The following is an 11,557-nucleotide window of genomic DNA, read 5'->3' as shown; positions in this document are numbered from 1 at the left end:
ACATAAATGAAACATAACCAGAGGGTAAGCACAATTCCTAATAATGTGTTTGATGAGGACTATTATACAAAGATCGTTTCGGATAATTCTGAGTAGCTGTTAGAATCGTGTCAAAGAAGGATTCTTTCATCAAGTTTTGTACTCAGGTTATACGGTATGTCATCACTTAATGTTAAACACGAAAAAGACTCGGAATTTACTGCCTGGCAACCCGCATCGGCAACCCGTAATAGTAATGAGATTGATTTATTAAACCTCATTGATGTTTTATGGCGTGCGAAAAGTCGAATTGTTGCTGTCGTTTTTGCTTTTGCATGTATCGGGTTACTGATCTCATTTCTCCTACCGCAAAAGTGGACCAGCGAGGCGATTGTCACACCGCCTGAACCTATTCAGTGGCAGGGGCTTGAGAAAACCCTGACGAAACTGCGGGTGCTGGATTTGGATGTGAGCGTCGATCGTGGCGGCGTATTCAACCTTTTTATCAAGAAGTTTCAATCCCCTTCATTACTCGAAGACTACCTCCGCTCATCACCTTACGTTATGGATCAGTTGAAAGATGCCAATATCGATGAGATGGATTTGCACCGGTCAATCGTGGCGCTGAGTGAAAAAATGAAAGCGGTCGACAGTAATGCAGGTAAGAAAAATGAAACGTCGTTATATACGTCGTGGACTTTGAGTTTTACCGCTCCGACGCAAGAAGAGGCACAAAAGGTTCTTGCAGGATATATCCAGTTTATTTCCGATCTCGTTGTGAAAGAGTCTATTGAGAATATTCGCAACAAGCTGGAAATAAAAACCAGTTTTGAAAAAGAGCGACTGGTGATGGATCGGGTCAGACTCAAAAACCAGCTCGAAGCCAATATTCAGCGACTCAATTACTCACTGGAGATCGCTAATGCGGCCGGGATCAAGAAGCCTGTTTACAGTAACGGTCAGGCAGTAAAAGATGACCCTGATTTCTCTATTTCACTGGGTGCTGACGGTATTGCACGTAAACTACAAATCGAAAAATCCGTGACGGATGTCGACGAAATTAACGCAGAATTACGTAATCGCCAGTACAACGTTGAGCAACTGAGCGCGATGAATGTCAGGGATGTCAAATTTGTTCCCTTTAAATACCAACTGGCGCCTTCTCTGCCTGTGAAGAAAGATGGTCCACGCAAATCTATCATCGTTATTCTGGCGGCGTTATTGGGTGGCATGGTGGCATGTGGTGGGGTATTACTGCGCCATGCATTGATATCCCGCAAGATGGGGGAAACTCTCTCAATGGAAGAGCGGTTGACCTGATGGTCTGCCGGAGGGGGAGCCCTCCGGCTATCATGAGAGGGCGTCCGGAGACGAGTTTTTGGAACGCCCAAGCGGTACGACTAAAGGCGTTCCAGCGATCGGGTCTTCAATGATCATGCAACGCAGCCCATAGATTTCTTCAATCAGTTCCGACGTCACAATCTCCTTCGGCGCGCCCTGTGCCACTATTTTGCCTTCACGTAACGCAATCAGATGCGTGGCATACCGACAGGCCTGATTCAAATCATGCAGGACAGCGGCGAGGGTATAGCCTTTCTCACGATTCAGTTCACTCAGCAACTCTAGCAGATCAATCTGGTGGCTGATATCCAACCATGTTGTGGGTTCATCCAGTAGCATGATGGACGTCTCTTGCGCCAGCACCATGGCTATCCAGGCACGCTGTCGCTGTCCGCCGGAAAGTGTATCCACACTTTGTGTCGCCAGGTTTGTGATCCCCGTGGCGCGCATGGCGCGCATGACCGCCTCTTCATCTTCTTTGCGCCAGCGGGTAAACAAGGGTTGATGCGGATAGCGACCACGCGCGACCAATTCCTGTACGGTGATATCGCCGGGCGTAGTGGCATTTTGCGCCAGCAGACCGATACGACGGGCCACTTCTTTACTGGCGTAGTGCTGAATATGCTCGCCATCCAACCAGACGTGTCCTTTGGCGGGGGGCATCAGGCGACTCAACGTACGCAGCAGCGTCGATTTTCCGCACCCATTCGGTCCGATAATGGCGGTGAAATGGCCGTCGGGAATAGCGACATTCAGATTTTCTGCCACGGTAAATTTGCCGTACCCCAGCGTTAACTGGTCGCCACGCAAACGGGCTACTGATTCGGTCATTTTTTGCGGGACTCCTGAATTAACAAGACGATAAGATAAATGCCGCCAAGACTGACGGTAACAACGCCCACCGGGAGCTGATAAGGCATAAACAGTTGTTGGGCAACCTGATCGGCGAGCAGCAGTAATAACGCGCCGCACAGGGCTGACTGGGTTAATCCCCAGCGAGCGGTGCCGCTGAGGCGACGCGCAATATGTGGCGCGACAAGCGCGATAAAGGAGATAGGACCGGCGAGTGCCGTCGCGGCGGCGGTCAGGACCACCGCCACCAGCATCATCAGCAAGCGGGACCGCTCCACGCTAACACCGAGCGCGCAGGCGCTGTCATCCCCCATCTCCAGCAGACGCATACGCCGTACCAGAAGCGCCGCACAAACCAGCATGACGACGATCAACGGGGCTGAGGGCCAGGTTTTCGCCCATGTCAGCCCGTTGAGCGAACCCGCATTCCATAAACCGGCGGTCAGCGCCGTCTCTAAAGAGGCTTCCAGGAGCAGCCAGGTATTAAATGCCACCAGCATCGCGCGTACGCCGATGCCGATAATAATCAGCCTGAAGGTCTCAATACCGTTACGCCAGGCAAGCGCCCAGACCACCAGCGACGTGAGTATCCCCCCCAACATCGCGCTCAGTGCAATCGCCGTCAGATGTTGACCAAATAGCACCATGGCAATCAGCACGCCGCTCCATGCGCCAGTGTTGAACCCCATCACATCCGGGCTTCCCAGCGGGTTACGCATTAACGACTGGAAAATTGCGCCGCTGACGCCAAGGGCTGCGCCGATAAGCAGCGCCATCAGCACGCGCGGTAAACGCCATTCGGTGACGACCAGCGTGATGCTACGCGGAGCGTCTCCCAACAATGCAGCGATAATTTGCGAGGTATCCAGCGTGACGCCGCCGCTGCGCAGACTCCATAAACTGACGCATGCCGCGCCGAACAGCAGCCACAGACAGCAGAGGATCAGACGGCGGGAAACGTGTTTCATACGGCGCCTCCGCGTTGTCTGCGTCGGACAAGGAAAATGAGTACCGGCGCGCCAATAAACGCGCTGACGACGGAAACGCGTAATTCGCCAGGGACAATCACACGACCAATGATATCGGCAAACAGCAGCAGGGCGGGGGTAGCCAGAAGTGTGACGGGCAAAGACCAGCGGTGATCGGCTCCCACCAGCCAGCGTGCCATGTGCGGCATCATCAGACCAATGAACGCGATTGGACCGACAATTGCCGTTGCGCTCCCGCATAACACGGTAATCACCAGCAGGCCAATAATCTGAGTACGCGCCACCTTGTTGCCGAGCGCCGTGGCGGTATCGCTGCCCAGACTCAGGCTATTGAGCGTCCGGCTCAGGCATAACGCAACGACGCCTGCTATCAGTACCGGTGCCAGTACCACCTTCAGCGTTTGCAAACTGCGGATATCCAACGAGCCCGCTTGCCAGAAGCGGAGTTGGTCGTACACATCCGGGTTAAGTAGGGCAATTCCACTGGATAGCCCTTCCAGCACCGCGCTGAGCGCGACACCGGCCAGCGTCAGGCGTACAGGGCTTAGCTGACCGCCCCCCTGGCTGCCGGTAAACGCTACAATCAGCGACGCCGCAAGGGCACCGGCAAATGCCATCAAGAGTTGTTCTTCTGCGGAGGAGTAGCCGAAAAGTGCGGCGCCCAGAACAATGGCAAAGCTGGCGCCGGCATTAACGCCAAGAATGCCCGGATCGGCTAGCGGGTTGCGGGAGAGCGTTTGCATTAAGGCACCGGCAAGACCCAGCGCGCCACCGGCCAGTAATCCGGCCAGCGTACGCGGCAGTCGCGCATCCAGCACGATAACGCAGTCAGGGCTTTGACAGCTACCGGTCAGTGCGTCCAGAACGACAGAGGCTGGCAGTGGTTTTGCGCCTATAGCCAGACTTAATGCGGTGGCGAGAACAAGTAATAACAACAATCCGGGGACGGCGATTGCGCGCGTCACGGAAATAGAGCATGACATATCAACTTCCCTGATAATGATAGTAATTATCGTTATCGATCTTATTTGGTTATGTTAGCATGTGCAGCCTCTGAATGGATATTTAAAAAAGCTCGTATTAAGGCGTTGTAATGAATCGACAATCCTGGCTGTTGAATCTCAGCCTGTTGAAGACGCACCCGGCATTCCGTGCGGTTTTCCTTGCCCGTTTTATCTCCATCGTTTCGCTGGGTTTGCTCGGCGTGGCGGTTCCGGTACAGATCCAGATGATGACCCACTCAACGTGGCAGGTCGGTTTGTCGGTGACGTTGACCGGTAGCGCAATGTTTGTGGGTCTGATGGTGGGCGGCGTATTGGCCGATCGCTATGAGCGTAAAAAAGTGATCCTGCTGGCGCGCGGTACCTGTGGTATTGGCTTCATTGGCCTGTGCCTGAACGCGCTGCTGCCGGAACCTTCGCTACTGGCAATTTATCTGCTTGGCTTATGGGATGGTTTCTTTGCTTCTCTGGGGGTCACCGCGCTGTTGGCGGCAACGCCAGCGCTGGTTGGTCGTGAAAATCTGATGCAGGCGGGGGCCATAACGATGCTGACGGTTCGCCTAGGGTCGGTGATCTCACCCATGCTGGGCGGACTGCTGTTAGCCACGGGCGGCGTGGCCTGGAACTATGGTCTGGCTGCCGCTGGCACCTTTATAACATTGCTGCCGTTATTGCGACTTCCGCTGTTGCCTCCACCGCCTCAGCCGCGTGAGCATCCGCTTAAATCGCTGCTGGCGGCGTTTCGCTTTTTGTTTGCCAGCCCGCTTATCGGTGGTATTGCGCTGCTCGGTGGTTTACTGACCATGGCGAGCGCGGTGCGGGTGCTCTATCCGGCGCTGGCGCTGAACTGGCACATGTCTGCGGCGCAAATTGGGTTTCTCTATGCCGCCATTCCCCTCGGCGCAGCGGTAGGCGCGCTGACCAGCGGACAACTGGCTCACAGCGTACGCCCCGGTCTGATTATGCTGGCCTCCACGGTAGGTTCCTTCCTGGCGATTGGCTTGTTTGGCCTGATGACTGTCTGGGCGCTGGGCGTTATTTGCCTCGCGCTGTTTGGCTGGCTCAGCGCCATCAGTTCGTTACTGCAATACACGATGCTACAAACGCAAACGCCGGAATCGATGCTCGGCAGGATTAACGGCCTGTGGACGGCGCAGAACGTCACTGGGGATGCTATCGGCGCGGCGCTGTTAGGCGGTCTCGGCGCGATGATGACACCGGTCGCCTCGGCAAGCGTAAGTGGATTTGGACTGGTGATTGTGGGGTTATTACTGCTGCTGTTGCTGAGTGAGTTGCGGCGTTTTCGCCAGACGCCTGCAAGTGCCTGATGGCGCTTTGCTTATCAGGCCTACGGGATATGTAGGCCGGATAAGGCATTAGTCGCCATCCGGCAAAATAAATTAAAACAGGGCGGCAAGACGGTTCAACAGTAGCGTCGCACTGTAGTAGTCCAGACGGAACGTTTCGGTGCCCAGTGCGTAAACGCGTTTACTTTGTACCGCAGGCAGGTGTGCCAGCAACGGGTTGGCATAAATGGCATCGGCGTCGTTGCTGTTGCCAGCAAACAGGAACAGCGCCTCGCCGTTCAGACCCGCCGCCAGATTCTCACCGCCGAGCTGGACGATGTCGTGGCGTTTACCCTGACTGGTGCTGGTGTGCATGTTGATTGGCAACGCGGCCAGTGTAAAGCCGAGTTGCTCCATCATCTTGCCCTGCGCAGACTCAGGCGTCCATAAATTGGCGGTGTGTGCGGCGGCGGTGTACACCAGCGCGCTGACCGGCTGTGGCGGTAGTTTAATCTGTTGTTTTACCACCGCCATCTGCCGATCAAATTCAGCAATGCGTTGCGCCGCTTGTTTTTCCTGGCCTGTGATCTCGCCGAGTTGCGTCAGCAACGACTGCCAGCTTTTATCGTCATAGTTGATGATAAGCGTCGGTGCGATGGAAGAGAGCTGATCGTAAAGCGCCAGTGCAGAGTCGCCGCCGGTGGCGCTGATCAGGATGAGATCGGGCATCTGTGCGGCCACCGCTTCAGCACTGGGTTCGCCAATGTACAGACGGTTCAGCTTGCGCGCTTTCGCCACCTCGCTCCATTGGCGCAAGAACCCCTGATCGTCACCGATGCGGTTGTTGGGCGTGGTGGCCCCGCTGGCAATAACCGGCGCGTCTATGGCCAGCAGCGAACCGGTCAGTGTGACGCTGGTCGAGACAATACGCTCAGGTTTGTGCTCCAGCGTGTGTGTTCCACGGCTGTCGGTGATTTGACGTGGCCAGTCAGCGGCGTGGGCTGAGGAGAATCCGAAAACGAAGAGCCCAATCAGCAGGCCAGGCAAAAAAGGTAATCTCACAAATCAGTTCCTGTTATCAGTGAAGTTAATGCTTCTCATTTTCATTGTTGGCGAGAAGGGATGCAAGTCAAAGTCGCACAATGTGTTAGCGCAAGAGTTGACATGCCGTCTGTTTGCTTTTAGGTTAGCGACCGAAAATATAAATGATAATCATTATTAAAACCTTTATCATTTTTGGAGGATGATATGGATACGTCACTGGCCGAGGATGTACAGCAGAAAATGGCAACGCTTGCCCCCGATCATTTTTTCTTTATGTCGCCGTATCGCAGTTTTACGACGTCCGGATGCTTCGCCCGCTTTGATGAACCTGCTGTGGATGGGGATTCCCCTGATAGCCCGTTTCAACAAAAATTACATGCGCTGTTTGCCAGGGCCAAATCGCAGGGGATTAAAAACCCGGTCATGGTCGGCGCGATTCCCTTTGATACACGCCAGCCTTCGTCGCTGTTTATACCGGAGTCCTGTCAGACGTTTTCCCGCCCGGCAAAGCAACAGTCATCGCGCTATTTCACTGAGTATCCGTCGTTGAACGTCGTTGCGCGTAAAGCCATTCCTGAGCAGGATGATTTTGAGGAGATGGTGGCGAAAGCGGCGGCGCTGACGGCGACGCCGGAAGTTGACAAAGTGGTGTTGTCGCGTCTGATTGATATCACCACCGACGACAATATCGATAGCGGAGCCTTGCTGGAACGCCTCGTAGCGCAGAACCCTGTTAGTTACAACTACCATGTCCCGCTGGAAGACGGCGGGGTGTTGCTCGGTGCCAGCCCGGAATTACTGCTGCGTAAAGAGGGCGATCATTTCAGTTCTCTGCCGTTGGCTGGGTCGGCTCGCCGCCAGCCTGATGATGTGCTGGACAGAGAGGCGGGTAATCGTCTGCTGGCGTCTGAAAAAGACCGTCATGAACACGACCTGGTCACTCAGGCGATGAAAATGGTGCTGCGCGATCGTAGCCGTGAATTGCAGCTTCCGTCCTCCCCGCAACTGATCACCACCCCCACGCTGTGGCACCTTGGTACACCGTTTGAAGGCAAAGCGAACGCCCAGGAGAATGCCCTGACGCTGGCGTGTCTGCTGCACCCGACTCCGGCGTTGAGCGGTTTCCCGCATCAGGTCGCGAAAAAGTGGATCGCGGAACTTGAACCGTTTGACCGTGAATTGTTTGGCGGCATCGTCGGCTGGTGCGACGCCGAAGGCAACGGCGAATGGGTTGTGACGATCCGCTGTGCGACGTTACGCCAGAATCAGGTGCGTTTCTTTGCCGGTGCGGGAATTGTGCCTGCTTCCTCCCCAATTGCGGAGTGGCGTGAAACGGGTACGAAACTATCCACCATGTTGAATGTGTTCGGACTGCATTAAGGAGCGATGATGAACATTCCTTTCACCCGGTGGCCAGACGAATTTGCCCGTCGTTACCGTGAAAAAGGGTACTGGCAGGATTTGCCCTTAACGGACATTCTGACCCGCCATGCGCTGAGCGATAAAACGGCGGTGATTGAGGGCGAGCGTCACCTGAGCTATCGCCAACTCAATCAAGCCTCGGAGAATCTGGCCTGCAGTCTGCGTCGTCAGGGGATTAATGCGGGTGATACTGCGCTGGTACAACTGGGCAATGTGGCGGAGTTATACATCACCTTTTTCGCCCTGTTGAAGATTGGCGTGGCCCCGGTTCTGGCGCTGTTCAGCCATCAGAGAACCGAACTGAATGCCTACGCAAAGCAAATTGAACCGACGCTGCTGATCGCCGATCGCCAGCACGCGTTGTTCGCCGGGGATGATTTCCTGAATACGTTTATTGCTGAACACGCGTCTGTTCGCGTCGTGCAATTGCTTAATGACGAGGGCGAACACTACCTGTGCGCGGCAATGAATCAACCCGCTGCAGATTTTACTGCGACGCCGTCGCCTGCCGATGAAGTGGCGTACTTTCAGCTTTCGGGCGGCACAACTGGCACGCCGAAACTGATCCCGCGTACCCATAACGACTATTACTACAGCGTGCGCCGTAGTAACGAAATCTGCCATTTCAGCGAAGAGACACGCTATTTGTGCGCCATTCCGGCGGCACATAACTATGCCATGAGTTCTCCGGGAGCGCTGGGCGTGTTCCTCGCGGGGGGAACCGTGGTACTGGCCGCCGATCCGAGCGCCACGCTGTGCTTCCCGCTCATTGAAAAACATCAGATCAATTCAACGGCGCTGGTGCCTCCGGCAGTCAGCCTGTGGCTTCAGGCCATTGGCGAATGGGGGAGTAACGCACAGCTGGCGTCGCTGAAGCTGCTGCAAGTGGGAGGAGCGCGGCTTTCCGCCACGCTGGCTGCACGCATTCCGGCCGAAATCGGTTGCCAGTTGCAACAGGTATTTGGAATGGCCGAAGGGCTGGTGAACTACACCCGTCTGGACGACAGCCCGGAGCGCATTATTCATACCCAGGGTCGCCCGATGTGTCCGGATGATGAAGTCTGGGTGGCGGATGCCGAGGGCAATCCGCTGCCGCAAGGGGAAACCGGTCGCCTGATGACGCGTGGGCCGTACACCTTTCGCGGCTATTTCAAAAGTCCTGAGCATAACGCCAATGCATTCGATGCCGACGGTTTTTACTGCTCCGGCGATCTGATCTCGATAGACGAAGCCGGATACATCACGGTGCAGGGGCGAGAAAAAGATCAGATCAACCGCGGTGGGGAGAAGATCGCCGCCGAAGAGATCGAAAACCTGTTATTGCGTCACCCCTCGGTGATCCACGCGGCGTTGGTCAGCATGGAAGATGAGCTGATGGGGGAGAAAAGCTGCGCGTATCTGGTGGTGAAATCGCCGCTGCGCGCGGTACAGATACGACGCTTCCTGCGTGAACAGGGCGTTGCGGAATTCAAATTACCAGACCGTGTGGAATGCGTTGAGGCTCTGCCTCTGACCCCGGTAGGTAAAGTCGATAAAAAACAATTACGTCAGTGGCTGGCGTCACGGGCACCTGCCTGAAGGAGAAAATAAAAATGGCTATTCCTAAACTGCAGGCTTACGCGCTGCCCACCGCACTTGATATTCCCTCCAGCAAAGTGAACTGGGACGTTGAACCGGAGCGGGCCGCGCTGCTTATCCATGATATGCAGGACTATTTCGTCAGCTTTTGGGGCGATAATTGTCCGATGATGGAGCAGGTGATCGCCAATATCGCCGCACTGCGTCAGTACTGTAAAGAGAACCATATTCCGGTCTATTACACCGCTCAGCCTAAAGAGCAAAGTGATGAAGACAGGGCGTTGCTGAACGATATGTGGGGACCGGGGCTGACGCGCTCTCCTGAGCAACAAAAAATAGTCGGGCCGCTGGCGCCGGACGAAGCCGATAACGTGCTGGTGAAATGGCGTTACAGTGCATTCCACCGTTCTCCGCTGGAGCAAATGCTGAAAGAAACCGGCCGCAACCAGCTGATCATTACCGGGGTGTATGCGCACATTGGTTGTATGACTACCGCAACGGATGCTTTCATGCGTGATATTAAGCCGTTTATGGTGGCGGATGCGCTGGCCGACTTTAGTCGTGACGAACATCTGATGTCGCTGAATTATGTGGCGGGACGTACTGGCCGGGTGGTCATGACGCAAGACCTGTTGCCCACACCGGTTCCTGCCAGCAAACAGGCGCTGCGGGCGGCTATTCTGCCGTTGCTGGATGAGTCCGACGAGCCGATGGACGATGAAAACCTGATCGACTACGGTCTGGATTCGGTGCGCATGATGGCGCTGGCGGCACGCTGGCGTAAGGTGCACAGCGACATCGATTTTGTCATGTTAGCGAAGAACCCGACGATTGACGCCTGGTGGGCGCTGCTTTCCCGCGAGGTGAAATGATGGCTGGTTTTGATTTTCAGGGCAAAACCGTCTGGGTGACCGGTGCCGGAAAAGGCATTGGCTATGCGACGGCGCGGGCGTTTGTCGACGCTGGCGCGCACGTCACAGGGTTCGATCGTGAATTTACGTGCGACGACTATCCGTTTGCGACCCAGGTACTGGATATTGCACAGCGTGAGCAGGTAGCGCAAGTGTGTCAGCGCCTGCTGCAAAAAACCGAACGTCTGGACGTGCTGGTAAACGCTGCGGGAATTTTGCGTATGGGCGCCACGGATGAACTCAGCGCTGATGAATGGCAGCAGACTTTTGCCGTCAACGTGGGCGGCGCGTTTAATCTCTTCCAGCAGACGATGGCGCAGTTTCGTCGCCAGCAGGGGGGAGCCATCGTCACCGTGGCTTCCGATGCCGCACATACGCCGCGGATTGGCATGAGCGCTTATGGCGCATCGAAAGCGGCGCTGAAAAGTCTGGCACTGACCGTCGGGCTGGAACTGGCCGCCAGCGGCGTGCGATGCAATCTCGTTTCACCGGGCTCAACGGACACCGACATGCAGCGCACGTTGTGGGTCAGTGATGACGCCGAACAGCAGCGAATTCACGGTTTTGGCGAGCAGTTTAAACTCGGCATTCCGTTGGGGAAAATCGCGCGTCCACAGGAAATCGCCAATACCATTTTGTTTCTGGCTTCCGATCTGGCGAGCCACATTACGCTGCAGGATATTGTGGTTGATGGCGGCTCAACGCTGGGGGCATAACGATGATCTGGAAACGCCATTTAACGCTTGAAGAACTGAATGCCACCAGCCAGAACACGATGGTGGCGCATCTTGGCATTGTCTATACCCGACTCGGTGACGACGTGCTGGAAGCGGAAATGCCGGTGGATGCCCGGACGCATCAGCCGTTTGGTTTGCTGCACGGCGGGGCGTCAGCGGCGCTGGCGGAGACGCTGGGTTCAATGGCGGGTTATCTGATGACCCGCGACGGGCAGTGCGTTGTCGGTACTGAACTGAACGCCACTCATCACCGGGCGGTATCACAGGGAAAAGTGCGCGGTGTGTGCCAGCCGCTGCATCTCGGACGGCAAAATCAGAGTTGGGAAATTGCTGTTTTTGATGAACAAGGACGGCGTTGTTGCACCTGCCGTTTAGGGACTGCGGTTCTGGGGTAACGTCGGCAAAATAAAATGATAT

The 11,557-nt window shown here is 55.4% G+C and carries 11 protein-coding genes; 7 read left to right on the top strand and 4 right to left on the bottom strand.

Annotation, left to right across the window (positions count from 1 at the left end):
• The first annotated feature begins 156 nt into the window (after positions 1–156).
• Positions 157–1,299: an LPS O-antigen length regulator Wzz(fepE) gene (wzz(fepE), locus tag AC07UY_RS03030; protein WP_494700768.1), complete on the top strand. Its 1,143-nt coding sequence runs from the start codon at positions 157–159 to the stop codon at positions 1,297–1,299.
• A gap of 30 nt (positions 1,300–1,329) precedes the next feature.
• Here the strand turns inward: wzz(fepE) and fepC are convergent, their stop codons facing one another.
• The 3 genes from fepC to fepD are packed head-to-tail and all read right to left on the bottom strand — an operon-like array spanning position 1,330 to position 4,144.
• Positions 1,330–2,151 carry an iron-enterobactin ABC transporter ATP-binding protein gene (fepC, locus tag AC07UY_RS03025; RefSeq protein ID WP_494700769.1) on the bottom strand — a complete coding sequence of 274 codons (822 nt, stop codon included), beginning with the start codon at positions 2,149–2,151 and terminating at the stop codon, positions 1,330–1,332.
• On the bottom strand, positions 2,148–3,140 hold the full coding sequence (fepG, locus tag AC07UY_RS03020) for an iron-enterobactin ABC transporter permease (protein WP_494700770.1): 993 nt from the start codon (positions 3,138–3,140) through the stop codon (positions 2,148–2,150). The genes fepC and fepG overlap by 4 nt, the downstream gene beginning before the upstream one ends.
• Complete coding sequence (gene fepD / locus AC07UY_RS03015; protein WP_494700771.1) at positions 3,137–4,144, bottom strand: Fe(3+)-siderophore ABC transporter permease; 1,008 nt, start codon at positions 4,142–4,144, stop codon at positions 3,137–3,139. Before fepD ends, fepG begins: the two co-directional genes overlap by 4 nt.
• A 110-nt stretch (positions 4,145–4,254) precedes the next feature.
• Between fepD and entS the strand changes: the two genes are divergently transcribed.
• Positions 4,255–5,490, top strand: coding sequence for an enterobactin transporter EntS (gene entS, locus AC07UY_RS03010; RefSeq protein ID WP_494700772.1), 1,236 nt, complete (start codon positions 4,255–4,257; stop codon positions 5,488–5,490).
• 72 nt (positions 5,491–5,562) lie between these two features.
• On the opposite strand, the gene fepB is transcribed toward entS, so the two are convergent.
• Positions 5,563–6,510: a Fe2+-enterobactin ABC transporter substrate-binding protein gene (fepB, locus tag AC07UY_RS03005; protein WP_494700773.1), complete on the bottom strand. Its 948-nt coding sequence runs from the start codon at positions 6,508–6,510 to the stop codon at positions 5,563–5,565.
• A 186-nt stretch (positions 6,511–6,696) separates the two neighbouring features.
• On the opposite strand from fepB, the gene entC reads away from it, so the two are divergent.
• Genes entC through entH form a run of 5 tightly spaced genes read left to right on the top strand, consistent with a single transcriptional unit; the run spans position 6,697 to position 11,535 of the window.
• On the top strand, positions 6,697–7,872 hold the full coding sequence (entC, locus tag AC07UY_RS03000) for an isochorismate synthase EntC (RefSeq protein ID WP_494659327.1): 1,176 nt from the start codon (positions 6,697–6,699) through the stop codon (positions 7,870–7,872).
• A 9-nt stretch (positions 7,873–7,881) separates the two neighbouring features.
• A complete protein-coding gene (entE, locus tag AC07UY_RS02995) occupies positions 7,882–9,492 on the top strand; it encodes a (2,3-dihydroxybenzoyl)adenylate synthase EntE (protein WP_494700803.1) in 1,611 nt (536 codons plus the stop codon).
• A 14-nt stretch (positions 9,493–9,506) separates the two neighbouring features.
• Entirely contained in the window at positions 9,507–10,364 is an 858-nt protein-coding gene (locus AC07UY_RS02990; protein WP_494659328.1) for an isochorismatase, read from the top strand.
• Positions 10,364–11,119, top strand: coding sequence for a 2,3-dihydro-2,3-dihydroxybenzoate dehydrogenase EntA (gene entA / locus AC07UY_RS02985; protein ID WP_494659329.1), 756 nt, complete (start codon positions 10,364–10,366; stop codon positions 11,117–11,119). Before AC07UY_RS02990 ends, entA begins: the two co-directional genes overlap by 1 nt.
• A gap of 2 nt (positions 11,120–11,121) precedes the next feature.
• Positions 11,122–11,535 carry a proofreading thioesterase EntH gene (entH, locus tag AC07UY_RS02980; protein ID WP_203358533.1) on the top strand — a complete coding sequence of 138 codons (414 nt, stop codon included), beginning with the start codon at positions 11,122–11,124 and terminating at the stop codon, positions 11,533–11,535.
• The last annotated feature ends 22 nt before the right edge of the window (positions 11,536–11,557 follow it).

This window comes from Citrobacter sp. GW821-FHT02E08 (genome assembly GCF_059421685.1).
Note: the sequence above shows the minus strand (reverse complement) of the source record. Positions and strands in the feature narration are given on the sequence as shown.

Coding starts and splice junctions, on each gene's coding strand:
- entS (WP_494700772.1), top strand. CDS start 4,255: ATGAATCGACAATCCTGGCTGTTGAATCTCAGCCTGTTGAAGACGCAC.
- entE (WP_494700803.1), top strand. CDS start 7,882: ATGAACATTCCTTTCACCCGGTGGCCAGACGAATTTGCCCGTCGTTAC.
- fepD (WP_494700771.1), bottom strand. CDS start 4,144: ATGTCATGCTCTATTTCCGTGACGCGCGCAATCGCCGTCCCCGGATTG.
- fepG (WP_494700770.1), bottom strand. CDS start 3,140: ATGAAACACGTTTCCCGCCGTCTGATCCTCTGCTGTCTGTGGCTGCTG.
- AC07UY_RS02990 (WP_494659328.1), top strand. CDS start 9,507: ATGGCTATTCCTAAACTGCAGGCTTACGCGCTGCCCACCGCACTTGAT.
- entH (WP_203358533.1), top strand. CDS start 11,122: ATGATCTGGAAACGCCATTTAACGCTTGAAGAACTGAATGCCACCAGC.
- entC (WP_494659327.1), top strand. CDS start 6,697: ATGGATACGTCACTGGCCGAGGATGTACAGCAGAAAATGGCAACGCTT.
- fepC (WP_494700769.1), bottom strand. CDS start 2,151: ATGACCGAATCAGTAGCCCGTTTGCGTGGCGACCAGTTAACGCTGGGG.
- entA (WP_494659329.1), top strand. CDS start 10,364: ATGGCTGGTTTTGATTTTCAGGGCAAAACCGTCTGGGTGACCGGTGCC.